Raw genomic sequence first — 26,255 nt, 5'->3', positions numbered from 1 at the left:
GGTTACCGGCGGCCATCGGACATCGAGTGGTCTCTGCCGTCACCTGCGAGCTGAAAACCGTGACGAATGGGCATAGCCTGGGGGAATGGGTGGTGACTCCGTCACCCTGTTCCTCAGTGGTGACGTGATGCTCGGCCGCGGCGTCGACCAGATCCTTCCGCACCCCGGAGACCCGGCACTGCGGGAGGCGTACATCAGGGACGCCCGCGCCTACGTCGAGCTGGCGGAGGAGGCGAACGGCCCGATTCCCCGCCCCGTCGACTTCCGCTGGCCGTGGGGTGACGCGTTGGCCGTGCTCGAGGAAGCCGCGCCCGACGCACGGGTCCTCAACCTGGAAACCAGCGTCACGCGAAACGACGAGTTCGCGCCCGGCAAAGAGGTGCACTACCGCATGCACCCCGCCAACCTGCCGTGCCTGGCCGTCGCCCGTCCCGACGTCTGTGTGCTGGCCAACAACCACGTCCTGGACCACGGCCGTCGTGGCCTCGAAGAAACCCTCGATGCCCTCACCGGCGCGGGCCTGCGCACAGCAGGGGCCGGCCACGACGCGGACGAGGCCCGAAGGCCCGCGATCGTCCCTGTCGCCGGGGGCCGACGGGTGCAGGTCCTCTCCTTCGGGATGGCGTCCAGCGGCATCCCCCGGAACTGGGCCGCCACGGCAGCCCGGAACGGGGTCCATTTCGTGGCCGGGCCGTCGGACGCCGCGGCAGCCGAGGTGGTCGCGCGGATGCGGCAGTCGAAGCGCCCCGACGACATCACCGTCGCGTCGATCCACTGGGGTTCCAACTGGGGTTACGACGTCCCACGCGACCAGATCCGCTTCGCGCACGCCCTCATCGACGGCGGCGCGGACATCGTGCACGGGCACTCCTCACACCATCCCCGTCCACTGGAAGTGCACCGCGGAAAGCTCATCGCCTACGGCTGCGGCGACCTGGTCAACGACTACGAGGGCATCACCGGCTACGAGGCGTACCGGGACGACCTGCGACTGCTGTACCTGGTCTCGGTCGACCCCGGCACCGGTTGCCTCCACGAGGTGCGCATCACCCCCTTGCAGGCCTGGCGGATGCGGCTGCGGCACGCATCGCCGGAGGATTGCCGATGGCTGCACGGCCTCTTCGAACGGATCGGCCGTGACTTCGGTACACGCGTCGATTCCGCGCCGGACGGCACGCTGATCGTTCAGCCCGCCTGAGACGCGTGCCGCATCACCCCGTCACCACTCGACCCGTTGCCGACCACGGCGATGGGGGGCCCTCGGGACGTCACCGCGTCAACACGGATGAAAAGTATTTTCCCGGCGATCTGCGAAGCTTCTGTCATGAACCATCAGCTCCGCTTGCTTGCCGGGCGCTGGCCCTTCCTCGTGCCTGCCCTGGCCGCCGTCGTGCTCGCCCTGACCTGGGGGCGGTCACTGTCCGTCGGGGCGGTGGTGCTGGTGAGCTGCTGTCTGGCCGGTGCGGTGCTCTCCGCGGTGCACCACGCGGAGGTGATCGCGCACCGGGTCGGCGAACCCTTCGGATCGCTGGTGCTGGCCGTCGCGGTGACCATCATCGAAGTGGCCCTCATCGTGACCCTGATGGCCGACGGCGGCGAGAAGAGCAGCTCCCTCGCCCGCGACACCGTCTTCGCCGCCGTCATGATCACCTGCAACGGCATCGTCGGTCTGTCGCTGCTGGTGTGTGCGCTCCGACGCCGGGTGGCGGTGTTCAACGCCGAGGGCACCGGCGCCGCCTTCGGGACCGTGGCGACGCTGGCGGGGCTGAGCCTGGTCCTGCCGACCTTCACCACGAGCACCCCGGGGCCGCAGTTCTCCTCGGCCCAGCTGGTCTTCGCCGCGCTCGCCGCGCTGATCCTGTACGGGCTGTTCGTGGCGACCCAGACCGTACGGCACCGTGACTACTTCCTGCCGGTGACCGCCGACGGTGTGGTCATCGACGCCGACGACCACGCCGATCCGCCCTCGTCCAAGGTCGCCCTCACCAGCCTCGGCCTGCTGGCCGTCGCTCTGCTTTCGGTGGTCGGTCTGGCCAAGGGCGTCTCCCCGACGATCGAGTCCGGTGTGGCCGCCGCCGGTCTGCCCGCCTCGGTCGTCGGGGTCGTCATCGCGTTGCTGGTCCTGCTCCCCGAGACGATCGCGGCCCTGCGCGCGGCCCGCCGTGACCGCGTCCAGACCAGCCTCAACCTCGGTCTCGGTTCGGCCATGGCCAGCATCGGCCTGACCATTCCCGCGGTCGCGATGGCCTCGATCTGGCTGGAGGGCCCGCTGGTGCTCGGCCTGGGCGCGACCCACATGGTGCTGCTGGCCCTGACGGTCGTCGTCGGCACCCTCACGGTGATCCCGGGCCGCGCGACGCCGCTCCAGGGCGGTGTGCACCTCTCCCTGCTGGCGGCCTACATCGTGCTCGCGGTCAGCCCCTGACCTGCCGTATCGGCGCCGAACGTTCCCGCGCGCCCCGCCGGCGGACTCATCCCTCCGGCAGAGTGAAGACCATGAGGATCACGAGCACCGGTGGCAACAGCGCGCACCATGCGACGATCCTGCGTGCCGTCGAGTACCGCATGCGGCGCGGCAGAAGCCAGGAGGTCAGAAGCGCTGCGGGCGTGACGGACAGGGTCGCGTACAGACATCCGATGATGGCCGCGAGGGCATGATCGAGGGCAGCGGAACAGTGGTCCGGGCCGCAACTGTCCGTCGCCATTGGGGAGAGCCCGCCGAAGATCATGGCGACGGGGATGAGGAACAGTGCCAGGCCCGTGGCCCAGCCGGGTGCCACCCAGGCGGATTCGTCGCGGTCGGCGGGTCCCCGGGGCGAGGGCGAGGTGTCGCGTGCGTCCGCGGCGGCGTCCGCGGCGTTGGCGGCGGCCCAGGCCCGCCGCAGCTCGCGGTCCGCGACCGTCTCTTGATCGTTCATAGGGGCAGTGAACCTTCCGTCCCCGGCGGTGCGCTTCGGCACGGGTACTCAAGTGACATCGGTACACGTACTCAGTACGCAAGACGCCTACAGCCACCGTCGCGTCCGGGGGAAACCGGATCCGATCAGGCGGAGGCACGTGCTGCGGATCTCCTCCCGAGCGCCCAGCATTGGGCAGCATCCCGCCCCGCTCACCGCCACTCTGGGGTCACCTTGCCCGGACTTCCGGCCCGGACCCTGGAGGGACCATGAACCACCTCGGCATGAGGACACCTCACACAACGGACCCCGACCGCTCTCCGAACTCCTTGACATCCCGCTCCGCGGACGAGGTCTCGGTCGAGCGTCTGCGCGTACTGGCCGGGGACGCCTTCGCGGAGTTGCAGCGCGGCGATGCCAAGGCGGCTGCCGTCTGCGGCACGGCCGGGGCCGGGCTGGGAGCGGTGATCGCGGCGGTGTCCGCGGCGGCGCACGCAATGCCCCTGTGGGCCGTGATCGGTCTGTGGTGTGCGGGCGCCTGCTTCGTCCTCTCGATCGGACAGTGCCTCTCCGCCGTGCGCCCGTCGCTCCGGTCCGGGAACCGGCGACGACCGGCCTGCTATCTGGACTGCGCGGCGGCCACCACCGACGAGCTGCTGGCAGTGGTGGCCGGCCTCACCACCGCCGACCTGGCCCGGGCCGAAAGCCGCCGCGCCACGGAGCTGTCCTTCCTGGCCCAGGCCAAGTTCAGGATGCTGCGCCGCGCCACCGTGCTGTCGCAGCTGGCCTTGACAGCGGCGAGTATCGGCGCCCTGGCCGCGTTCGTCGACGCGGTCGCCGAAAGGTGAACGGGTTGAATATGCTCTCCCCCTGACGGCCCGTCGAGGCTGCGGGCGGTCCGCACCTCCCTCTCCTCCACCGGGGGCGCCTTGTACCAGTCCCATCGGGCGTTGCTCGGCGACCGCTTGTGGACCGCCCTGCTGCACCTCGCCCCGGAGCGGCCCAGGGAGGCCCGCAGCCTGCTGCTGCGCCAAGGCGATCCCGCCACCCACGTCCTCGTACTGTGCTCAGGATCCGTCGCCGTCACCCGGCGGGACGGGCGGGGGCAACGCACGCTGCTCGCCGTGCGCGGAGCCGGTGAACTGCTCGGCGAGCTCTCCTTGCTCGACGGTGGAGTGCGCAGCGCCACCGTCATCGCGGCCGGCCCCTGCCGGGTGCACACCGTGCCCGCACCCGACTTCGAAGCCTTCGTCAGCGAGCACCGACTGATGCACGCACTGACGCGGCACGCGGTGGGCCGTATCAGGGAGAGCGAGGAGATCCGCCAGGAACTGGCGACCGCCCCCGCTCCCGCCCGGCTCGCCGCGGCTCTTCTCCGCCTGGCCGAGGCCTCGGGGCAGCCGGCTGTCCTGCCCGTGCACATCGGGCTGACCCAGGAGGAGCTGGCGCAGCTCATCGGCACCTCACGCAATTCCGTGGTGCATTCGCTCTCACCCTGGCGCGCCGAGGGATGGATCCGCGCCGCGCCGGGCGGTGGGCTCGTCCTCGAGCATCTCGACGGACTGAGGCGCGTCGTCGGTCCCCGGTGAGGCGCCCAACGGCCCGATGAGACCCAGGCCATGCGCGCCGTGCCCAGTTCTGGGCAGCGGGGACTTCGCGGGGCGCGCATCATCGTCCCCGAGATTCCCTCCGACGGAAGGACGTGCGCACATGGATGCCCGACAGCCCGATGACGTCCGGGACATACCGGACTACCAAGCCCTGGTCGTGATCGACATGAAGGGGTACAGCAAGGTTCCCTCCCACCGCATGCCGGCCATGCGGGGCGACCTCGACAACATGCTCGCCACGGCCTTCGCGGAGAGCGGTCTCGGACGGGAATGGGAAGAGCGCGCGTACTGGAGTGACACGGGGGACGGCTGCATCCTGGCCCTGCCGGTCCGCCGGATGTGGCGGCTGGTGGACCCCCTGCCCGAGATACTCGACGGCGTGCTCGCCCGCTACGACAGGGAACGCCTCGCGTCGACTCCGGAGATCCGGGTGCGCATGAGCGTTCACGTCGGTCCGCTTCCCGACAGCTACCGGGGCGATCCCATCAACGACGCATGCCGGCTGATCGACAGCGACGCGGCCCGGGACGCGGTGGACAAGGCGCGGGCACTGGGTTCGTACGTCGCGCTGGTGATCTCCGAAGCGGTGTTCCAGGCCGTCGTGCGTCCTCGGCGCACGACACGGCTCACCGAGCAGGACTTCCTGCCCACGCGGGCCGAGGTGAAGAACAAATACTCCGAGACCGCGTGGGTCCACGTGCCCCGGCGGAGCCCGGCCGATCTCGGTACCCCGGCCGGAGGCGGATCCGAGCGGGCCGCGGAGGCGGCGCCGACTCCCGAGGCACCGGCCGCGTCGCCGACGCCGGCGGCCCCCAGGTTCGCCATCGAAACCGTAGGCAACATCATCGATACGCCCCAGGGAGACCTGTCATTCACGCAGGACTTCAGGCGGACCGGCCGGTGAGCGGCCGGCGCCCCGAACGCCGTCTCGAGGAGGACATGTGAACGAGCCCATACCCGACCAGTCGGTATCCGACGAGGCGGCCCCGAAGCCGCCCGTCGACCACGCCCATGCCCCTGGTCCGCAGGCAACGGCCCAGGGGGACCGGGAGCTGCCCGCGGAGCCGGTCCGATCGCAGGACGGTCCGAGTCGGGAACTGCCCAAGCCCCGAGCGCAGCCGTACGTGCCGATCGCCACGCTCACGCTCCCCGGCCGCACACCGTCGATCGATACCGTCGGCAACCTCATCGTCGGCCCCACCGGGCCCATCAACGTCAGCCAGACGTATGAGGTGCGCACCGCCGAACTGCTGGAGACCGTTCTCGTCTCCCGTGAGCACGTCCTGGCCGACGCCTCCTACGTCGAGGCGGAGGTGTGGCGGGAAGTGCGACGACGCGCGGCCGGGGCGCTCGCCGAAACCTCCGTCGTGTTCCTCGTCGCCCCGCGCCGGCACGGCGCCACCACGTTCTCCCTGCGGCTGCTCGCCGAAGCGACCGAAGAGGACGTGGCCCTGCAGGTGGTCGAGCCCAGCTGGGACCGTCCGCTGGTCAGCAAGCTTCCCGTCCAGCGCGACTCCGCTTATCTGCTCGACTTCCAGGACCCGGAACGGGACAGGATCGACAGGTCCTTCCTGACCGGTCTCGAACAGCACGCGCGGAACCTCGGCGGCATCGGCTCCCGTCTCGTCATCACCATCACCCCCGAACTGTGGTCCCACGTCGCGGGCCAAGTGCCCGCCGGGCTGGCCGTGGTACGGCTGAGCAGCCACCCGGAAGCCGACCAGGTGGCGCGCGCTCACCTGCTTGCCCGCGGGCACACGAGCCTGACGCGCTACCTGGACGATCCGACGGTGCGGGACGGCATCGAGGCCTGGACACCCGCCCGCGCGGTGTGGCTGGTCGACGAGATGATCCGCCTGGCGCAGGAACACGCCCGTACCGCCGCCGAAGAGGGAACCGCCCTCGCGGACCACGAGGACCGTCTGCGCTCGGCGATCCGGGAACTGGCCCAGGGCTGGGCGACGATCCTCGGCAGCCGTTTCGCGGACAGTACGAGGCCGGGGGCGCGGGGCCCCGCGACGCCGCACGGCCATGTGGCGCCGCTCGATGTCGACGACCGTTGTCTGTCCCTCGCCCTGGCCGTTCGTGGCTCCGGCCCGGTCACCAGGATCCAGGCCGACGCCGAGCGCCTGGCGGGCATTCTGGCGGGCGCGGCCGTGTCGGGTGCACCGAAGAACGGCGAAAGGAAGGGGCCCGTCGACCTGACGCATGTCCTCGGCGGTGTCGGACTGCGTACCCGGTTCGAGAACATCGGCGCCGAAGTGCGCTTCGGAGAGGCGCGATTCACCTCGCCGACCTACGGGGACGCCCTCCTGACGCACATATGGGACCAGTACCACCCGCTGCACGAGCGGCTCATCGGATGGATGGTGTCCTGCGGGGAAGAGGACGGGCGCGCCGCCGGTGACGATCCGGCCGTACGGGCCATTCTGGGAGTGCTCACCTACCATCAGGACGACTCGCAGCTCGCGGAGGTCCGTAGGCAGGCCGCCGCCCTGGGGAAGACACAGCTGGCGACCGCCGTGATGGCCGGAGCGGCGCGCGATGAGCACGTGGGCCGCCGCGCCCGCCAGTTGCTGTACACCTGGGCGGGACAGAAGGACGCGAAGACGCAACGGCTGGTGGTCGCCGTCTGCCGTGAACTGCTCGACGATCAGCCGGTCCCCGCGCTGACCCGGCTGCGCAGGGTGGCCGACAACCGCGCCGACGAGCACGTCGCCGCCGATGTCCTGCGCACGTTCAAGGAGGTGGCGAACGTACCCCGGCTGACGGGCTGGTTCGCCGAATCCGTCACCGCCTGGCAGCACCAGGCCGGGAGTGGGGGCTCGCGCGCCGTGAACCTCGGAACGCTCGCCCTCATGTCCGTGGACGCGGGGAACCGCCCGTGGCTTCTGACCGGGGCCGCACCCGAGCTGGACGTCACCGCCGCGCTGCGTGAGCTGCTGGCGGACCTGGACGAGAACGCGGAGGTGATCGACGAGCTCACCCGTTGGCTGCGAGCCGACGGAGGCACCATGCACGACCAGGTGCTCGCTCTCTTCCAGGACGCCGTCTCCGACCGGGTCGGGTTCAAGGCGCTGGCACGGCTGATCAACGAGTTGGGCAAGGTCCGCAGGCCGGACGGCAGCGACCCCGGCACGCAGTTGCGGGACATCCTCGGGGACGACCCCGACCTCGGGGAGTTCCCCCTGAGGGGGACGTACCCCGCGTGATGTTCCGATTCCGCCGCCGGCGCCCACCCGCGTACACCGAGCACACCTTCGCCGAGCCCAGGTCCCTGCGCAGCGGCACTCCGGGCATCTGCTTCACGGCGATGTTCTCCGCCAGGTGGGTGCTGGGCGGCACCGGCCATCACACCCCGGAAGCCGTGGTGATCACCGAACTCGTACGGCTGGCCACCTCGGTCACCGGGAACTGGGAGGCCACGGACGTCCGCGGCGCCGAGGACGCGCTCAACGCGGTGCTCGGCCACCCCGTCCCGATCCCGGGTCAGGCGGACTCGGAGCTGTCCGCGCGTGCCCGGCTGACGCTGTCCGCGCGGGCACGCGCGGACGCCGAGCAGTACCGCGAGGACAGAGCCAGGGTGGCCCGGCTGCGCTACCTCAAGGAACACCTCTACAGCGATCCGGAAATGGTTCTCCTGGATCACCTGGAACGGCACCCCCAGGACCTCAGGACCGCGGACATCAAGGACTTCCAACGTCTGTCGCGCAGCCTGCGGGTGGGCGGTCAGTGGTGGTACCCCTTGCTCGACTGCCTCGAGACGCTCTCCGCCGAGCTGCCCGACCGGCACGGCGACCGGCTCGCGATGAAACTGCTGCTGAGGGCGTTCAAGGACACCCTTCCCGAGCTCATCGACCGGTACCAGCTGCGGGAGGTGGTCGACGAGCTGCTGGACGAGCCGGAACGAGGCAGCTCATAGGAGCCCCGCGCAGCTTTGACGTCCCTCCGGATCGGAATTCTGTTTTCCGCATTTCTTGATCAGGCCGGCCGAGAGAAAGGTCCATTCAAGATCCAGTCCCAACTGATCCCTCGGCAGCCGTACTTGAAGAAAATGCAGATTGTTATTCAGATCTTGACTCGTGCTGCGAGTCAACCCATGATGGGCACGCGCAGAGGCACCAGGAGTCCCAAGCGGGTGCTTGAGTCCCTCGCGGCATGGAGTCGCGAGGTTTATGACGGGGAACGTCCTATTTTGCATTCGCTTGCGACGCTGCACGGCGCACCGAACGCTGAAAAACGATCAGCTCCCCTTCATATCTCTTGGCGTCCGGAGGAAATGGAGGGTCAATGCCGGTGCAACCGACCTATCCCGGCGTCTACATCGAAGAACTTCCCAGCAGCGTCCGTACCATCACGGCGGTCAGCACCTCTGTGGCCGCGTTCCTCGGGCACACCCGCCGGGGCCCGGTCAACCGGCCGGTGACCATCACCAGCTTCGCGGACTACGAGCGCCGGTTCGGCGGTCTCGCCTCGGACAGCGCGGTCAGCTATGCCGTCCAGCAGTTCTTCCTCAACGGGGGATCGGTCGCGGTCGTCGTGCGGGTGGGCGCCGCGGGGACCGGCAAGTCCGCCGGTGTGACGCTGACGTCGAGCGAGACCGAGGCGGCCGCCGACGCGCTGGGGCTCACCGCCAAGGAGCCGGGCGTATGGGGCTCAGGGCTGCGCGTCGCGATCGACTACGACACACCGAAGCCGAAAGAGACCTTCAACCTGCACGTTTTTGACAGTGCGGGCGGGGCGCGGGAATCCTTCACCGGAATATCCATGGATCCGGCCCACCCCCGTTACGTAAAAGCCCTGGTGGATTCCGCTTCTTCCCTGGTCCAGGTGACGTTGGCCCGGGGTGGCCGCCCCGACCCCGTGGGCACGGTTTCCAAGCCGTTCGGGGAACGGCTTCCGGATTTGACCGCGGCGATCGACGTGAAAATCGGCGCGGTCAAGCACACATTCAAGATCTACGATCCGCAGGCCGACGGCGACTCCCCACCGAAATCCGTCCCGCAACTCGCCCTCCTGCTGGAACGGAAACTGCGGGCCCTTCCCGACGCCCCGGGCAAGCGGGCCTTCGCGGGTACCCGGGTCACCGCGTTCGGGCAGCGGCTCCAGGTCGTGGCGGGCTCCCTCGACAAGGACGACGTGGTCCATTTCAGCGGCGACGCCGCGGGACCGCTCGGCCTCGAGGACTTCGCCCGGCCGCCCGCCTTCGTCCTCGACGGCGGTCAGGACGCGAGCCCGCCGGGACCGACCGACCTGATCGGCAGCGAGGCCGGGAAGACCGGCATCAACGCCCTGCGCGAGGTCCAGGACGTCAACCTCCTGGTCCTGCCGGAGGTGGCCGGCTACACCAACGTCGACGACGCCGCGACCGTCCTGTCCGCCGCCGTGGCCCTGTGCCAGGAGAAGCGGATGTTCCTGGTGGCCGACGCGCCCGCCGCGTGGCGGAGCATCGATGCCGCACGGGCCGGCCTGCCCATGTTCGAGTCCGTGCCCGGCACGCACGCGGCTCTGTACTTCCCGCACCTGGAGATGGTCGACCTGGTCACCGGGCGGCTGCGGGCCTTCCCGCCGTCGGGCGCCGTCGCCGGGGTCATGGCCCGCACGGACAGCGAGCGCGGGGTGTGGAAGGCACCGGCCGGTACCGAAGCCCGGCTCGCCGGGGTACGGGCGCTCACCGTGCCGATGACCGACCGGGAGAACGGGCTGCTCAACCCCGTGGCGCTCAACTGCCTCCGCTCCTTCCCCGTCGTCGGCCCGGTGATCTGGGGCGCGCGGACCCTGGCGGGGGCGGACGTGCTCGCCTCCCAGTGGAAGTACGTACCGGTCAGGCGTCTGGCGCTGATGCTCGAGGAGAGCCTGTACCGCGGCACCAAGTGGGTCGTCTTCGAGCCCAACGACGAACGTCTGTGGTCGCAGATCCGGCTCAACATCGGCGCGTTCCTGCACACGCTCTTCCAACAGGGGGCGTTCCAGGGCACGGCCGCACGCGAGGCGTACTTCGTCAAGTGCGACAAGGACACCACCACGCAGGACGACATCAACCGCGGCGTGGTGAACGTCGTGGTCGGATTCGCTCCGCTCAAGCCCGCGGAGTTCGTGATCGTCAAGATCGAGCAGATGGCCGGACAGATCGAGGTATAGGAGCTCCATGGCCGAGTTCACGGTCAACGCGCAGCGGTTCGACCCGTACAAGAACTTCAAGTTCCTGGTCGTCTGGGACGGGCGCGTCGTCGCAGGCGTCAGCAAGATCAGTCCACTCAAGCGCACCACCGAGGTGGTCAAGCACCGCAACGGAGGCGACGCCAGCTCTCCGCGGAAGTCACCGGGGCGCACCGAGTTCGAAGCCGTCACGCTGGAACGCGGCGTCACCCACGACACCGAGTTCGACCGCTGGGCGAACAAGGTGTGGATGGTCGGCGCGGGCCGCGGCTCCGAGGTGTCACTGGCCGACTTCCGCAAGGACATCGTCATCCAGGTGCTCAACGAGGCAGGTCAGGTCGCGGTCTCCCACAAGCTCTACCGCGCCTGGATCAGCGAGTACCAGATCGTCGGTGAACTGGACGCGAACGCCAACGCGGTCGCGATCCAGAGCCTCAAGCTCGAATGCGAGGGCTGGGAGCGGGACTACGAGGTCCCCGAGCCGGAAGAGCCCTCGTACCAGCAGCCGGCCTAGGCCGGTCGCGGATGGAACACCTGGAGGCCGGGGCGTTGCTCGCCGCGTGGGAGGCGGGGCTCGCGTCCGACGACGGCGGGCGCGCCCTGCTCCTGCACGGGCTCGCCCGCCCGGGATCCGACGCCGGGGAACTGCTCGCGGTGCCGGTGGGCCGGCGTGACGCCGAGCTGTTCGCCGTCCGGCGGGCGCTGTTCGGGGCGCGGCTGGAGGTGCGTACCGACTGCGCCGAGTGCGGGGAGGAGATGGAGTTCGCGTTCGACGCGGGCGATATGGGCACCGCTGTCGACGGGCCCGGCAAGCCCATTCGCGTCGAAGCGGGGGAGTGGACGGTCGAGTTCAGACTGCCCACCCCCGCCGACCTCGCCGCGGTCGAGGCCGTACCGGAGCACCGGGCCAGAGCCGCGCTGCTGGCCCGGTGCGTCCTGCGGGCCGAGCACGGCGGACAGGACGCGACGGACCGGCCCCTGCCCGACCACGTGCAGCGACGGATCGCCGCGGCCTCCGAGGAGTCGGACCCGTTCGCCGACGTCACGCTCAACGTCGCCTGCCCGGAGTGCGGGAAGGCGACCCGGGCTGAACTCGACATCGCCTCCTACCTGTGGGCCGAGCTGGACGCCTGGGCCCGCGACACCCTCCTGGACGTCCACCTGCTCGCCACCGCGTACGGCTGGAGCGAACCGGAGATCCTGGCGCTCAGCCCGCTGCGGCGCCGCTACTACCTGGAGCTGTGTGCGGATGCCTGACTTCTTCGACCGCCTGCTGGCACGCCACGTGCCCGGCCGGCAGGGCGCGCCGACCGCCGTGGTGAGACTGCGCCCGCGCCTGCCGGGACCGTTCGAACGGATCGAGACGGCCGGGACGGACGCACCCTCGCCCATCGCGGCAACCGCGCCCGCGCCCGGCTCCGCCCGCACTGCCGGGCCGGCATCCGTACCCGTGTCGCCGCGACCGGCCCCATCAGCCGCTCCACCCGCGCCCCGTGCGACGACGACGCCGCCCCCGGAACGTCCCGCCCCGGCGGTACGCCTTCTTCCCGCGCGGCCCCTGCTCGTCGCCCCGCCCCTGCCACCGGCCGCCACCGCCGCACCGAACGGCGAACGGGCGCCGGGCCGGCACTCCGGCGCCGCACGGTCCGACACCACCGGACGGCCCTCGGCGCAAGCCACCCGGCGACCGGCCCCACCGGCCTCCCGGCCCCCCACGCCGACACCCGGCACACCCGCCGTCCCGGCCGTCCGCCCCAAACCACCCCAGCGACCCACCGACAGCACGGCCACCGGCGACCGGCGCCGACGCCAGAAGCCACCCGAGCGGGTCGTGCACGTCAGCATCGGCCGCCTGGAGGTCACCGCCGGGCAGCGCCAGGGCCCGGCGAAACTGGACCGGCGCGCCGGGACCGAAGACAACGGACGGCCCCGGCCCGCCATGACGCTCGACCAGTACCTGGGCGCGGGAAGGGGCGGGCAGTCATGAGCAACTCGCTGGCCATCGCCACCGTCACCGAAGCGCTGCGCCTGCTCATCGCGAACTCCGTCGCCCTCGACGTCCCGTTCGCCGTCGACGTCGCCGCCATCAAACCGCCCGCCCAGCCCCCGGCACAGCCCACGGTCACCGTCTTCCTGTACCAGGTCACGCCCAACGGGACGCTGCGCAACCGCGACACACCGACCCGCACGGGCGACGGCACCCTGCTCACCAAACCCGCCGCCGCCCTCGACCTGCACTACCTGGTCAGCTTCTACGGTGACGAGCGGGAACTCGTCGCCCAGCGCCTGCTCGGCTCGGTCGTCCGCACCCTCCACGAACTCCCCACCCTGCCCAAGGAGTTGATCGACGAAGCCGCGGCCTCGCCGTTCCTCGTGGGCAGCGACCTCGCGGCAGCACCCCAGCGGGTGCGGTTCACCCCCTCGCAGATGGACGTCGACGACGCCTCGAAGCTCTGGTCGATGCTTTTCCAGACCCCCTACGCGCTGTCCCTGACCTATCAGGGCACCGCCGTCTTCATCGAGGGCAGGCAGGAGCCCATCGCCGGAAAGCCGGTCCTGCGCCGCACCGTGCGGGCTGTCCCGACCCGGCAGCCCCTCATCGACCGGCTGCTGTCCCGCCCCGCCGGATCACCACCCGGCACCGAACCGGTGGAGGGACCGGTGCCGGCGGGACACGAACTGGTCGCCCGCGGCACAGGGCTGCGCGCCGACCGCGTCTCCGCCCGCGTAAGCGGACGCGAACTGCCCCTCGATGCCGACAAGGTACGCGACGACCAGGCCGTCATCCGCGTGCCGGACGACCTGCCGCCCGGAGTCCACCCCGTGCAACTGCTGCACGCCCTCGACCTGGGCATCCCGGCGACACCGCACTGGGGCCTGGAATCCAACGCCGCCACCTTCGCCCGCCGCCCCGGCATCACCGGGCCCATCGGCGTCGAGGACCGCACCGGCGACGACGAGATCTCGGCCGTCCTCGTCCTCGGCCTCGACATGCCACTGGGCGCAGACCAACGGGTGCTGCTCCTGCTCGACGAGAAGCAGCCACCCCCGGGCCGGCGCCCGGCCGGATACCAGTTCCGCGCGCCCTTCCCGCTCGGCCAACGGCCCGACCCCGAACGGCTGAGGATCGCGATCACCGGGGTACGCCCCGTCGCCTACCTGGTGCGAGTCCAGGTCGACGGGGTACCGAGCGCGCTCACGTTCTCGGACGAGGGCACCTTCGACGGACCGGCCCTCGACCTCGGCGAGACGCGCTGACGGGGGCCGGAGGGTGACGAGACGGGGGACCGGGCAGCGCACCGATACACGTCGGGGGAGGACATGAACGAGCGGCACGGCGCACACCAGCGGGCGCTCGCCGCCGCCGTGGAGGCGGTGCTCCGACGCCTGGACGCGCACGCCTCCGCGCGTTCGCCCGCCGGGACCCGCACCACCCCGGACGCACCGGCCGGCGAACCCGCCACCGGAGACGCGGGGGCCGCGCCCGCCCCGGCGAGCGGCGTCCCGTCCTTCGATGCCCTGGCGGTCGTCGTCTCCTGCCTCGGCCTCACCCCCTTCGAACGCGATGTGCTGGTCCTCGCCGCCGCGGCCGAGACCGACCCCACCACCGGCCCCCGCTGCGCCGCAGCCTGCGGCGATCCGGCCCGTCCCCACCCCACCTTCGCCCTGGCCCTCGCCGCCCTCGACGCCCCGCACTGGAGCGCGCTGACCCCCGTCGGGCCGCTGCGCCGCTGGCGGCTGATCGAGCTCGACGACGACAGCTCCCCGACGACGTCACGCTTACGCCTCGACGAACGCATCCTGCACTTCCTGGTCGGCGTGCCCTACCTGGACGTACGCCTGCACGGACTGCTCAGGCACCGTCCTCCCGGCCGGGAGGAACTGCCCCCCGGCCACCAGGAAGCCGCCGAGAGCATCACCCGCGCCTGGTCCGGTGCCGAGCTCGACGGGCCGCCGCACACCGAACTCGTCGGCGCGGACCGCGCCACCCGCTGGGACATCGCCGCCACCGCCGCCGACCGCGCGGGGCTGGCCCTGTACACCGCCGCCGCGGACGACCTGCCCACCGAGCCCGCCGAACGGGACCGGCTCGCCCGGCTCTGGCAGCGCGAGGCCATCCTGCTGCCGGCCGCCCTCCTGATCGAGGGCGGCGACCGGGCGGGCGAACGCCGCGGCGCGGCCGAGGCCTTCCTCGCCGAGCTGCCCGTACCCGTGATCGTCTCCAGCGACGAACCCCAGCCGGGCCTCACCGCCCGCCGCGAACGCGTCATCGCCCAGCCCCTCACCCCCGACGAGCAACTACGGCTGTGGACAGGGGCACTCGACGGTGTCGCGGGCGTCCGGGAACAGGACGTACGCGACCTCGTCGCCCAGTTCTCGCTGCCCGCCCATGTCATCCGCTCGGCGGGAGCGGCGGTGCGCCGGGCCCCCGAGGGCGACGCCAAGCAGCTGGCGTGGCGAGCGGGCCTGGCCGAGGCACGCATGTCCCTGGACGAGCTCGGCCGCCGCATCGAACCCCGCGCCGGATGGGAGGACCTCGTCCTCGCCGACCGCCAGCGCGAGGCGCTGAAAGAAGCCGTGGCCCACGTGCGGCGCCGCGCCACCGTCTACCAGGAGTGGGGCTTCGAAGCGGTGCTGCGGCGCGGCCTCGGGGTGACCGCCCTGTTCGCCGGAGGGTCGGGAACGGGCAAGACACTCGCCGCCGAGGTCGTCGCGGGCGAGCTGGGCGTCGACCTGTTCGTCATCGACCTCTCCCAGATCGTCAGCAAGTACATCGGGGAGACCGAGAAGAACCTGCGACGGGTCTTCGACGCCGCCGAGCGCGGCGGCGCCCTGCTGCTCTTCGACGAGGCCGACGCGCTGTTCGGCAAGCGCAGCGAGGTCAAGGACAGCCACGACCGCTACGCCAACCTCGAGGTCAGCTATCTGCTGATGCGCATGGAGGCGTACCGGGGACTCGCCATCCTGACCACCAATATGAAGCAGGCACTCGACCAGGCGTTCATGCGCCGGATCCGCTTCATCGTCGACTTCCCCTTCCCCGGGGTGCCGGAGCGGGCCGAGATCTGGCGCCGGGTCATCCCCCGGCAGACACCGAGCGAGGACCTGGACCCGGAGCGGCTGGCCCAGCTCACCGTGGCGGGCGGGTCCATCAGGAACATCGCCCTGTCGGCGGCGTTCCTCGCCGCGGATGAGGGCAGCCCGCTGCGGATGCGGCACATGCTGGCCGCAGCGCGTACCGAGTACGTGAAGCTGGAGCGCTCGCTGACCCCCTCGGAGGTACGCGGATGGGTGTGACGGATCCGAGGCGGGACCCGGGGCGCGATCTCCCAGGGCGCGGCCAGCCGGGACGCGATCGTCCGGGACGCGTTCATGTCGAGATCGGCGAGCTGGCCCTGCACGGCTTCGAACACGTCGATCACGAGCGCGTCGCCGACGCCTTCCGGCACGAACTCCACCGCCTGGTCCGGGACCGCGGTGTCCCGATCGCCGGGGACACCGGCGTCCGTCTGGACCTCCTCCGCGGTCTGCCACCGCTGCCGGCCACCACCTCCCCGCACCGGCTGGGCACCGCGCTGGCGCGCGCGGTGCACGCCGGACTGACGGGCCGGGGCGACGCGGGCGGCAGCAGTACGGATACCGGGGGGCGGCGCGCATGAGCCGGGTCCAGGTGCCCGCCGGCCACCAGCAGACGAACGAGGCGGCTGCGCAGCAGCGCAAACGCAAGGCCCGCGCGCCCAAGGCCCGTACCCCGGAACCCAAAGAGATCATCACCGGCGCCGGGCAGCCGCTCGACCTCGGACTGCGCCGCGAGCTGGAGGAGCGGCTCGGTCACGACTTCAGCCGCGTCCGTGTCCACACCGACCGGGACGCCGCTCTGCTGACCGATCTGCTGGGCGCGGACGCCGTCACCGTCGGCGAGGACGTCTTCTTCGCCGAAGGAAGGTTCCGCCCGGGAACGGAGGACGGCCGGCGGCTGGTCGCCCACGAACTGCTGCACACCGTCCAGGCACCGCACCCCCTGGGCGCGCTGAAGGCGGGCCGCGACCTCGGCGCGGTCAGCATGCCGCAGGACGCGGTGGAACGGCAGGCCGAGGACGGCGCCCGCTCACAGCGCCCGCGCCCGGAGGTGACGCGGAACGCCACACCGGGCTGGCTGCGGTACGCACGGGTGCGCGCCGACCAGTTCCGCACGGAGCTGCTGGACCCGGCGACGCTGGTGGACCGCCTCACCGCGGGCATCCTCCGCTCGCTGCGCGGCGACCCGACGGACGCGGCCGGTCGGGTGCGACAGCAACTGACGCGCTTCGCACCAGAGTTGAAGGCATCGGTACTGGAAAGGCTCTCGCTCCGCTTGCCGACTTCGGACCATGAGCGGCTGCTGGAGCTGGTGGAGCGGAGCGAACGCGGCCCGGCGGAGACGGACGCGGGAGTGATCCCGGGGCCGGTGACGGAGCCGGCGCACGAACCGGTCGAGGAGTCCGACGTCCCGCCGAAGGATCTGCCGAAGGACCCGGCGGGGGAGAAGGACGAGGAAGAGGGGAAAGGCAAGGAAGAGGGCAAAGAAGAAGGCAAGGAAGAGGGCCAGGACGAGAAGCCCGAGGAGAAGGAGAAGAAGCCCGAGGAGGAGGCGGAGGAGGAACCGTCCGCCGAGGACGCGGAGCCCGAGCCGAAGCCCGAGCCCGGGGCCGGGGAGGCGGGCCCGGCCGGGACCGGGCGCCCTCAAGAGGCCACTGTCGGCGCGGCCGCCGGGGCGGTGGTGGGTGCCGAACCATCTCGGGCAGCGGCTGCCGCCGCGCAGGCCCCCGGTGCGCCCGAGCAGCAGCGCGTGGCCGGGCAGCGCCGCCCTGCCGAGGGTTCCAGGCCCAAGGCCGTCGACCGGCGCCAGGACCGGCAGCCGGGCCCGGCCCGCCCTGAGCAGGTGGACAAGCTCGCCGGTGCGAAGGACAGTCCGCTGGCCCGGCACGGTCTGCTCGACGACGAGCAGGGCAAGGCGGAGGACGAGCCGCTGGGGGTGGAGGCGGAGGCCGAGAAGGACGTCGAGACCCCGCAGGACGAAGAGCCGGAGGCCGCCAAGCCGGCCGGCCCGGAGCTGCGTCCGGAGGACTTCGTCCCGAGCACCGATCTCGATGTCTCGTCCGTGCCGACCGCCGACCGGCTCGATGTCTCCGCCGGCGGACCGGCGGCGCAGGAAGCACCCTCGTTCCCCGAGCCGCCGAGTACCAAGGCCGATGAGATCCAGCAGGACCGGGAGAACGAGGCGGAGGAGGAACCCGAGGAGGCACCCGAACCGCCCGCTCCCCGACAAGCCGAGGCCGACCGGCCCGCACCGGCACCCGAGGCAGACGCCTCGGCCCGGCGTGAGGCCGACCGGGAGGCGGAGAGCCGCACGGCACGGGATCTCCAGCCGGACAAGCCGGTCGAGCAGGAAGTCGGACCCGACCCGGAGGCGGGAGGGCCCGAGGCGGGCCAGCTGAGCCCGGAGACGGACCAGGAGGCGGCGCCCGAGCCCTCCCACAGCGACGGCCCCGGGCGGCAGGACGTCGAACCGGCCGTCGCCGAGGCCCCGTCGGCGGACGGGCGTGGCCGCTCCGAGCGGGCCCGCCCGGGACCGGGCGGCCCAGGGCCCTCGGACGCCGCCGGAGCGCCCGGCGCCATGGCGGAAACCGAGGAGCCCGGCCCCGGCCTCGGTGCCATGGGCCCCGCCGCGGAGCAGACCGAGGCACCCGGCGCCTTGGGTGCCCCCGGTGCGCAGGCCGGTCCGGAGGCCTCCATGGAGGAGGGCGGTGGTGCTTGCGCCGGTGCCCCGCAGCCCACCACCGAGGAGGCCGGTGGCGGCGAGGGCGGCTGTGGCGGCGGCGGTGGCACGGGCGGCAAGGAGAAGGAGGCGGAGAAACCGGCACCCCCGGACGTCTCGGGCCAGGCCCCCCAGAGCGCCCTCGCCACGGCCGGCACTCTGCCGCCCGACCAGATGGTGCCCACGCTCGACGGCGTCGACGGGGCGGTGGACCGCTCGGTCGGCGAGCAGCACGCCGCTCTGGAGGCCGACGCCCCTACCGCGCAACGCCCTTCAGGTGCCCCGCGCACGCTCTCCGGTACGCCGGAGGAGGCGGCCCCCGCCCAGCAGGTCACCGAACGCGTCGAGCGGGAAGGCGCCGAGGGAGGTAAAGAGCAAAAGAAAGCCGACGGGGAGAAGGTCGGGGGACAGAACCCGGCGGCCGACGTGTCCCGCCCCAACGTCGCGGATGACGCGGCGAACCAGGTGACCGCGCAGGACGTCCAGAACATGCAGCACGCGGTGGGTGAGGTGCCCACCTCGGACCCGTCCCTGAACACCACCGTGGGCACGGCGCCCAAGGTGCAGCTCACCGGGGAGAGCGACCCCCGGCGCACCGACCAGCAGGCCGAGAACCTCAAGTCCTCGTCGGCGAAGATCCTCGGCGTCGGCCGCGAGGACGCGGCCAAGCCGATGGGCGAGGACCAGATCTACCCGGACGTGCCCGGAGAGACGCTCCGGGGCGACGTGCCCGGTGGCAGCGGCGGGGCGGGCGGGAGGCGCCGGGCCGGCGCGGCCGCAGGGGCCAAGCCCGGGGTGGCGGTCGTCGCCCAGCAGGAGCGGGGACCGCAGATCCAGGCCGCGGTCGGCCAGGGCCAGGGCCGCATGGGCCAAGAGCAGTCCCAGCAGAAGCAGGCCGAGGCCGAGGAGCGCCGCGCGAGCCAGGAGGCTCAGGACCAGGCCGTCGCCGAAAACGCCGAAGCCCAGGCGGGCGAGCGCGGCCAGGCCGCCGAGCAGGTGCGGGCCGAGCGCACGCAGTGGCAGACGGAGCAGGACCAGGAGATCGGCCGGGCGGATACCGACGCGGCGAAGGAACACGGCGACAAGAACAAGGAGATCGACACCAAGCGCACCGACACCGACAAGGACGTCGGCAAGCGCCAGGACGAGGACAACCAGAAGATCCAGGACAACCGGAAGGAGGCGGAGGAGAAGGCCCGTAAGGAGAAGGAACGTAAGAAGGAGGAGTCCTCCGGCTGGTGGGGCTGGGTCAAGTCCAAGGTGAAGGCGGCCTTCGACGCGCTGCTGAGCGTGGTCACCGGGATCTTCGACTTCTTCCGCAAGATCGTCAACGGGATCATCGAGAAGTTCCGGGAGTTCGCCAACTGGGCGATCGAGCAGGCCAGGAAGTTCGCGGTCGAGCTGATCAAGAAGCTCGCGGACGCGCTGATCGCCATCGGTGACGTCCTCCTGGCGGCGTTCCCCGAGCTGCGGGAGAAGTTCCGCAACAAGATCCGGCAGTGGCGTGACCAGGCGATAGCCAAGGTCAACGAGTGGGCGGACAAGCTCAAGGCAGCCGTCAACAAGCTCCTCGACCTGCTGGCCGCCGGCCTGAACAAGCTGCTGAACCTGCTGGAGAAAGGCCTCAAGGCCGCGGTCGCGATGGTCCGCGACGCGGTGGTGGCCGCCATCGACTTCGCTCAGAAGGCGATAGCGATGCTGGGCCAGTTCGCGGCACTGGTCGCGGACATCGCCCCGGACCCGGGCGGTTGGCTGTCGAAGCTGGGCACGGCGGCCAAGGAGGGCATCCAGAACCACTTGTGGAGCGCCGTGAAGACGGCGGTGAAGTCATGGTTCAACGAGAAGGTCGAGTCGGTGCTCGGCCTGGGCAAGACCATCATCAACGTCCTGGTCAAGGGCTGTGTCTCGATGGCCCAGATCGGACGGATGGCCTGGCAGGCGCTGGTCCAGTCGCTGCCCGCGATCATCATCTCGATCGTGGTGGAGAAGGTCGTCTCGATGATCGTGCCGGCCGCCGGGGCGATCATGACGATCATTCAGGGCCTGATGGCGGCCTGGGGCACGATCAGCAAGATCATCGCCGCGTTCGGCAAATTCTTCGGCTTCCTCAAGGCGGTCAAGAGCGGCGTCGGAGCGGCTTGCCTGTTCGCCCAGGCGGTCGCGGCGGGTGTGGTCGCGCTCCTGGAGTTCATCACCAACTTCCTGCTGAGCCGCCTGAAGCTGGCGGCGAAGGGGGTCGGCGGGCGGCTCAAGGCGATGGCCCAGAAAATCATGAAGGGCCTGGCGAAGGCGACGAAGGGCCCGCGGAAGGCGGCGGGGGCCGCGGTGAACCGGGCGAAGCAGGGGCTGAACCGGGCGGCCCAGGCCTTGAAGCGCCCAGGCCGCCCGGGCCCGCGCCCCGGACCGAAGCCGTCCCCCAAGAAGCCCTCCACCCCCCGCCGCGAACGCCCCTCCACGGGCAAGGCGCCAGGCAAGGGCACGCCGGCCCGTACCAAGCCGAGCCGCCGGTCGCCGGCGGGACGCGCGCTGAACGGCGCCAAGGCGGCGGTGAAGGGCGCCCTGAAGAAGGTGAGCAACGCGGCCCGGGCGCTGGGCCGGAAGCTCAAGAACAGTAAGCTCGGGAAGTCGCTGACGAACGGGGCGAAGAAGATCCGGGACGCGTTCACGCGGCAGCGGGACCGCTTGCGTGAGCGGTGGAACAAGCGGCAGCAGCAAAGGAAGCAGCAGCGCGACGAGCGCGACAAGCGCGAGAACTCCCCGAAAGCCAAAGAAGACCGCCTGGCCAAGATCGTAGCGCGGATCAAGCCCAGGCTGGTCAGCCTGCTCAAGCGTGGTCTCCTCGAAAAGATCTTCAACGCCGTACTCCGTGGTCTGAGAATCTGGAACCGGCTGACCGGCCTCGCCCCGGTGGGCGGCGAGAACTTCAACCTGGTCGCCAGCCTGAATCCGGAAGCGACCGTCACCGAAGCGCATTTCGACTTGTTCTCCGTAGGGCCGGAGGAAAAGGTGACCACGGCGCTCCGCCAGGAAATCGAGGCGGCCTTCGTGGGGCGTAAGGTCACGAAGCTTTCGGAAGTCATGAGCCTCTGCGAAGCCGCGGCCAAGAAGGTGAAGGACAAGGGCGGGGCGGCCGGGAAGGGAAGCGATGCGGGCCAGGGAGGAAGGGGCGGCGGAAAGGGCTCCCGGGAGGTGAAATCGGGTCAGCGGGGCAAGGCTCTCAAAGCGGACGAGAGGGGGGTGTCCGATCGGCTTCGCTGGGTGGCCGGCGAGGATGTCCAGCGTGATGGTGAGCCTGATTCGACGGTGCTCTACTTCGATCGCCCCGGGCAGAAGATTGTCAGCCTTGCCATTGCGGACTTCCGCAAGGCGAAGACGTACAAGTTGATAAGCAAGCATGAGGATCAAGAGCTGTACCAGGATGATCTCGGTTCCGAGTACGTCAAGGAATCTGCCGGAGGTTTCGTTCCTCGTTACCTCAGGAGGAACGCGTCCGAGAAGGACCGGGAACGGATAGGTGAGGGAAAATCTCTGGTGCCGAGGGGGCCGGACGCCAAGCCGGACATTCCTGGGCATGTGCTGGGGAAGGATAAAACGCCGTTCATCTCGACCACCAAACGGAGCAAGGCGGACATTACGAGTGGTAAGAAGAATGAGGACGGCAAAGAGGTAACCCCGCTCGGTGGCCAGTTCGGTAAGGTGCGCATCGACCTTCTCCGGATCTCACCGAAGAACATCTTCGACTTGACCACCAAGAAGGCTCAAGACATGTGGACTCTGAGCCATCCCAAGAAGGATACGACTAAGCAGGCTCTCCAGGATGTCATCCGCACTCGCGAGGTGCTGATCAAGGGAGAGATTCCGGCAGACGCATACGAATACTCCGAGCCGAGCTAGGGAAAAGATGTCATTCAACACATATCACTGGTGGGGGTGTTCGCTCCTTGACGGAGAGCTTGAATCTGCCCGTGACAAGCTTGCCGACGAACGTAATGTCGATGCCTTCCTCGTTCTCCTGAGAAGCGGCCGAACGGCAGCTGTGGGCATTGCTCTTGACCACTTCCACCATGCGGGCTCCACCAGCCGTCACCATGAGAGCGATCCGTTCGCTCCGTACGCCGCGGAAGTCCTGGCGCGGGCTCGGGAGATTCTGGCGCACCCGCCGACCCCGGCCGACGAGACGGGGGCGGAGGAGGACGGGGCCGATCACGCCAGTGCCCTGCTCGCTCTGCTCAACTTGGCCGCCCCGGAGGACTCAGAGCTGATTGCGTCAGCCCTTCGGCATGCCACAACCGCCAACGCGGTGGGAGCCGCGGCCATGGCTGCGGCAACGGCGCTGGAGCGATCGGCCACGCCGCATGCCACATTGATTCGAGCACTCACCGACATCGTCTTCGACGAGTCCAGGGAGATCGACCAGCGTGTCGACGCGCTCAAGGCGTTCGACAACGTCAAAGCACCGCAGGCGGTGGACGTTCTCGACCGGGCATTGCGGTCGGGTGAGTTCGCACTCCAAGCCGAGGCTGCTTTTACCTTGGTCACCCACCACATGGTCACCCACCGGGCCGCGGTCGAGGGAGTCGCTGCCTTGTGGCCCGACGACGCCCCCTGGCCTGCCGCAGCAGTCCGAGCCGGTCTCCACGACGTACCCCCGGGCGACGGTGCTCCGCATCAGGAGGATTCATGACCCGCTACGCCGACCTCGCCAAACCCATCCGCTCCGGCATCGTCATAGTCGACCCCCAACGCGGCACCCCCCGCGGCATCATCGTCCTCCAGTTCAACCCCGACTCCCTCGAGCGCTCCCTCACCCCCCAAGGCGCCGGCGCCGAAGGTGCCGGTGACCGGACCGAGGCGTTACGCCTCAAGGGGCCCGCCGCCGAGACGTGGAAGTTCACGGCGGAGATCGACGCCACCGATCAGATGGAGCTGCCCGTCCCGCAGGGCATTCAGCCTCAGCTGGCCGCGCTGGAGACGTTGCTGCACCCGGCCAGCACACTTCTGCGGCGTAATCAGAATCTGGCGTCCCTGGGGACGTTGGAGATCACGCCGATCGAGGCGCCGCTGACCCTGTTCACCTGGGGGCGCAGCCGCGTGCTTCCCGTTCGGCTGACCGAGCTCACCATCACCGAGGAAGCCTTCGATGTCGAGCTCAACCCCATCCGGGCCTCGGTCGGGATCGGGCTGCGGGTGCTGACCGTCAACGATCTGCCCACCGGACATCGCGGTGCGGAGCTCTACCTGGCGCATCTCGCGCAGAAGGAGCAGCTCGTCGGGCCCGCGGCCGGCGGGAACCGCAGTGCCCTCGGGCTCGGGAACGCAGGGGGTTTCTGATGACCGCCCACACGACCAACGGCTCCCCGGACGCGATACCCGCGCCCTCGGCCTATCCCCGCTCCAGTCGCTATCACGGCATACCCGTCGCCGTGCACACCGAAGCCGACGGGCGGCAGACCCCGTATCTCAGGCGGCGTCTGCTGCCCGACCCCGCCCGGCTGAGCACGCTCACCGAGCACACCGTCAGCGTCGGTGACCGGGCGGACCTGCTCGCGTACCGCTACCTCGGCAGCGCCGAGCAATGGTGGCAGATCGCCGACGCCAATCCCGTCGTCGACCCCGGGGAGCTGACCCGGACACCGGGGCGCAGGCTCAAGATCGCGCTTCCGGCGGGGGTACCCGGAGCCGCGAATGGCTGACGCCCCGGTCACCACCGGACCGATCCGGCTGACCCTGATGATGGGGCCCCGGATCCCCGTGCCCGTGCCGCAGCCCGTCACCGACGCGCTGCTGTCCGCCCAGGTCACCGTGGCCAGCGGGCAACGCAGCGGCTTTCAGCTGGCGTTCGACCTGTCGAAGAACGGGCTGATCAACACCGCCCTGCTTCCGGGCGGGTTCTTCGACCCCGAGATCCGGGTCGTGCTCGTCGTCACCGTCCAGGGCACACCGACCGTCCTCATGGACGGCGTCCTCATCCGTCAGGAGGTCGGGGTCAGCAATCAGCCCGGCCAGTCCACCCTCACCGTCACCGGTGAGGACCTGACGGTGCTGATGGACCTGGAGGACCGGACCGGTACGGACTATCCGGCGATGTCGCCCGCCGGGCGGGTCGCCGTGATGCTGACCCGGTACGCCCAGTACGGCATCACCCCGCTGGTCGTCCCCGAGCTGATCCCGCAGATGTCGGTGCCGACCCACCGCGTGGAGGCCCAGAACGGCACCGACCTCGCCTACATCAGCGAACTGGCGAAGGCCAACGGCTATGTCTTCTACCTCGACCCGGGGCCCGTTCCGGGGATGAGCCGGGCCTACTGGGGGCCGGAGGCGCGGCTCGGCGTCCCCCAGCACGCGCTCAACGTGAACATGGACGCCCTGTCCAACGTCGACCAGCTCACCTTCGCCTTCGACGGCACCGCCCGCGAGGAGCCGAGGGCGCGGGTGCAGATCCCCGCCACGAAGATCTCGACCCTGCTGCCCATCCCCGAAGTGAGCATCCTGCGGCCGCCGCTGGCCCTCAAGCCCGCACCCGCGCTGAAGAAGACGACGGTCAACGACGCCGCCAAGAAGGAAACCGGGTCGGCCCTGGCCGAAACCCTCGCCAAGGCCATGGAGTCGGCCGACGCGGTATCGGGGTCCGGGCAGCTCGACGTCGTCCGCTACGGCCATGTGCTGCGCCCCCGCGAACTCGTGGGCGTACGCGGCGCGGGGATCACCTACGACGGCCTCTACTTCGTCAAGAGCGTCACCCACAACCTTCAACGAGGCTCCTACACACAGAACTTCACCCTCGCCCGCGAGGGACTGATCTCCCGCACGCCCGTCGTGCGCCCGTAAGAGCGAGGAGCAACAAGAAGAGCGGGGAGCAACAAGAAGCGCAAGGTGCCACCGAGTTGTCAGAGCCCGACAGAGCAGGAGCACAGGAGCAGACGCATGGCCACTGAACCCACCCGCTACCTCGGCAAGTACCGGGGCACCGTGGTGAACAACACCGATCCGGAACGAAGGGGCCGCATCACGGCCCTGGTGACGGACGTCCTCGGTGAGACGCCGTCCAACTGGGCCATGCCCTGCTTCCCGGTGGCCGGCCGGGGGATGGGGCACTACGCGGTGCCCCCGGTCGGGTCCGGGGTGTGGATGGAGTTCGAGCAGGGCAACCCCAGCGACCCCATCTGGTCCGGCTGCTGGTACGGAGACCAGAGCGAACTGCCGCCGCAGGCGCTCACCGGCCTTCCCGGGGCCCCCAACCACGTCCTGCAGACGACGCTGGGCCGGCGGACCCTCGTGCTCTCCGACGACCCCGTCACCGGAATCACCCTCAAGTCCGCGAACGGCGCCTCCATTGTGATCAACGACTCCGGGATCCATATCGACAACGGCCAGGGAGCGAAGATCACGCTCATCGGCCCAACCGTGACCATCAACCAGGACGCCCTGAGCGTGACCTGAGAGGGGAGGGTTCTTTTGTCCGGGAATCTCTTGCACGTCAACGCCACGGTGACCTGTCCGCACGGCGCACGGGCCTCGATCCTGCCCGCGCAGACCCGGGTCGTCGTCAGTGGCAACATCGCTAGTTCGGTGGCCGACCTCTACACCGTCAGCGGCTGCCCGTTCACGGTGGCCAACGTGCCGCATCCGTGCGTGACGATCCGCTGGGTGGCGCCCTCCACCCGGATCAGGATCAACGGCTCGCCGGCCGTACTGCGCTCCTCGACGGGCCTGTGCCTGGCCGCCGACCAGGCGCCGCAAGGGCCGCCCAACATCTCCGTGGTCCAGCAGCGGGCGGTGGGGCGATGAACG

At 70.5% G+C, this 26,255-nt stretch carries 22 protein-coding genes; 21 read left to right on the top strand and 1 reads right to left on the bottom strand.

The window, feature by feature from the left end:
- Positions 1–85 precede the first annotated feature (85 nt).
- Both JO379_RS01830 and JO379_RS01825 read left to right on the top strand, forming a co-directional pair.
- The gene (locus tag JO379_RS01830) at positions 86–1,198 is read left to right on the top strand and encodes a CapA family protein (protein WP_209513445.1); all 1,113 of its coding nucleotides are present in this window, start codon (positions 86–88) and stop codon (positions 1,196–1,198) included.
- A gap of 126 nt (positions 1,199–1,324) precedes the next feature.
- Complete coding sequence (locus tag JO379_RS01825) at positions 1,325–2,425, top strand: calcium:cation antiporter (protein ID WP_209513444.1); 1,101 nt, start codon at positions 1,325–1,327, stop codon at positions 2,423–2,425.
- A gap of 46 nt (positions 2,426–2,471) precedes the next feature.
- Here the strand turns inward: JO379_RS01825 and JO379_RS01820 are convergent, their stop codons facing one another.
- Entirely contained in the window at positions 2,472–2,918 is a 447-nt protein-coding gene (locus tag JO379_RS01820; RefSeq protein WP_245381336.1) for a hypothetical protein, read from the bottom strand.
- Between the two features lie 263 nt (positions 2,919–3,181).
- On the opposite strand from JO379_RS01820, the gene JO379_RS01815 reads away from it, so the two are divergent.
- The 19 genes from JO379_RS01815 to JO379_RS01725 all read left to right on the top strand — a co-directional run bounded on the left by JO379_RS01815 (position 3,182) and on the right by JO379_RS01725 (position 26,252).
- A complete protein-coding gene (locus JO379_RS01815; protein WP_209513443.1) occupies positions 3,182–3,745 on the top strand; it encodes a Pycsar system effector family protein in 564 nt (187 codons plus the stop codon).
- A gap of 81 nt (positions 3,746–3,826) precedes the next feature.
- Positions 3,827–4,486, top strand: a complete 660-nt coding sequence (locus JO379_RS01810; protein ID WP_209513442.1) for a Crp/Fnr family transcriptional regulator — start codon at positions 3,827–3,829, stop codon at positions 4,484–4,486.
- 121 nt (positions 4,487–4,607) lie between these two features.
- A complete protein-coding gene (locus JO379_RS01805) occupies positions 4,608–5,411 on the top strand; it encodes a hypothetical protein (RefSeq protein WP_209513441.1) in 804 nt (267 codons plus the stop codon).
- Positions 5,412–5,448: 37 nt separating this feature from the next.
- Complete coding sequence (locus JO379_RS01800) at positions 5,449–7,719, top strand: hypothetical protein (RefSeq protein ID WP_209513440.1); 2,271 nt, start codon at positions 5,449–5,451, stop codon at positions 7,717–7,719.
- Positions 7,716–8,429: a hypothetical protein gene (locus tag JO379_RS01795; protein ID WP_209513439.1), complete on the top strand. Its 714-nt coding sequence runs from the start codon at positions 7,716–7,718 to the stop codon at positions 8,427–8,429. The genes JO379_RS01800 and JO379_RS01795 overlap by 4 nt, the downstream gene beginning before the upstream one ends.
- 368 nt (positions 8,430–8,797) lie before the next feature.
- Positions 8,798–10,648 carry a phage tail sheath C-terminal domain-containing protein gene (locus JO379_RS01790; RefSeq protein ID WP_209513438.1) on the top strand — a complete coding sequence of 617 codons (1,851 nt, stop codon included), beginning with the start codon at positions 8,798–8,800 and terminating at the stop codon, positions 10,646–10,648.
- Between the two features lie 7 nt (positions 10,649–10,655).
- Complete coding sequence (locus JO379_RS01785) at positions 10,656–11,180, top strand: phage tail protein (RefSeq protein WP_087924793.1); 525 nt, start codon at positions 10,656–10,658, stop codon at positions 11,178–11,180.
- Between the two features lie 11 nt (positions 11,181–11,191).
- Positions 11,192–11,923, top strand: a complete 732-nt coding sequence (locus JO379_RS01780) for a T4 family baseplate hub assembly chaperone (protein WP_209513437.1) — start codon at positions 11,192–11,194, stop codon at positions 11,921–11,923.
- Complete coding sequence (locus JO379_RS01775) at positions 11,916–12,653, top strand: hypothetical protein (RefSeq protein WP_209513436.1); 738 nt, start codon at positions 11,916–11,918, stop codon at positions 12,651–12,653. Before JO379_RS01780 ends, JO379_RS01775 begins: the two co-directional genes overlap by 8 nt.
- Complete coding sequence (locus JO379_RS01770; protein WP_209513435.1) at positions 12,650–13,924, top strand: Pvc16 family protein; 1,275 nt, start codon at positions 12,650–12,652, stop codon at positions 13,922–13,924. The genes JO379_RS01775 and JO379_RS01770 overlap by 4 nt, the downstream gene beginning before the upstream one ends.
- 63 nt (positions 13,925–13,987) lie before the next feature.
- Complete coding sequence (locus JO379_RS01765; protein ID WP_209513434.1) at positions 13,988–15,964, top strand: ATP-binding protein; 1,977 nt, start codon at positions 13,988–13,990, stop codon at positions 15,962–15,964.
- Positions 15,955–16,326 carry a hypothetical protein gene (locus JO379_RS01760; protein WP_372449045.1) on the top strand — a complete coding sequence of 124 codons (372 nt, stop codon included), beginning with the start codon at positions 15,955–15,957 and terminating at the stop codon, positions 16,324–16,326. Before JO379_RS01765 ends, JO379_RS01760 begins: the two co-directional genes overlap by 10 nt.
- Complete coding sequence (locus tag JO379_RS01755; RefSeq protein ID WP_209519035.1) at positions 16,323–22,358, top strand: eCIS core domain-containing protein; 6,036 nt, start codon at positions 16,323–16,325, stop codon at positions 22,356–22,358. The genes JO379_RS01760 and JO379_RS01755 overlap by 4 nt, the downstream gene beginning before the upstream one ends.
- Before the next feature lie 7 nt (positions 22,359–22,365).
- On the top strand, positions 22,366–23,148 hold the full coding sequence (locus JO379_RS01750; protein WP_209513433.1) for a hypothetical protein: 783 nt from the start codon (positions 22,366–22,368) through the stop codon (positions 23,146–23,148).
- The gene (locus tag JO379_RS01745) at positions 23,145–23,795 is read left to right on the top strand and encodes a CIS tube protein (protein ID WP_209513432.1); all 651 of its coding nucleotides are present in this window, start codon (positions 23,145–23,147) and stop codon (positions 23,793–23,795) included. The genes JO379_RS01750 and JO379_RS01745 overlap by 4 nt, the downstream gene beginning before the upstream one ends.
- Positions 23,795–24,157: a LysM peptidoglycan-binding domain-containing protein gene (locus JO379_RS01740; protein ID WP_209513431.1), complete on the top strand. Its 363-nt coding sequence runs from the start codon at positions 23,795–23,797 to the stop codon at positions 24,155–24,157. The genes JO379_RS01745 and JO379_RS01740 overlap by 1 nt, the downstream gene beginning before the upstream one ends.
- Positions 24,150–25,292: a hypothetical protein gene (locus JO379_RS01735; RefSeq protein ID WP_209513430.1), complete on the top strand. Its 1,143-nt coding sequence runs from the start codon at positions 24,150–24,152 to the stop codon at positions 25,290–25,292. The genes JO379_RS01740 and JO379_RS01735 overlap by 8 nt, the downstream gene beginning before the upstream one ends.
- 96 nt (positions 25,293–25,388) lie before the next feature.
- Positions 25,389–25,904, top strand: coding sequence for a phage baseplate assembly protein V (locus tag JO379_RS01730; RefSeq protein ID WP_209513429.1), 516 nt, complete (start codon positions 25,389–25,391; stop codon positions 25,902–25,904).
- A 15-nt stretch (positions 25,905–25,919) separates the two neighbouring features.
- On the top strand, positions 25,920–26,252 hold the full coding sequence (locus tag JO379_RS01725; protein WP_209513428.1) for a hypothetical protein: 333 nt from the start codon (positions 25,920–25,922) through the stop codon (positions 26,250–26,252).
- The last annotated feature ends 3 nt before the right edge of the window (positions 26,253–26,255 follow it).

The sequence above is a fragment of the Streptomyces syringium genome, assembly GCF_017876625.1.
In the GTDB taxonomy this organism is placed as follows: domain Bacteria; phylum Actinomycetota; class Actinomycetes; order Streptomycetales; family Streptomycetaceae; genus Streptomyces; species Streptomyces syringius.
Note: the sequence above shows the minus strand (reverse complement) of the source record. Positions and strands in the feature narration are given on the sequence as shown.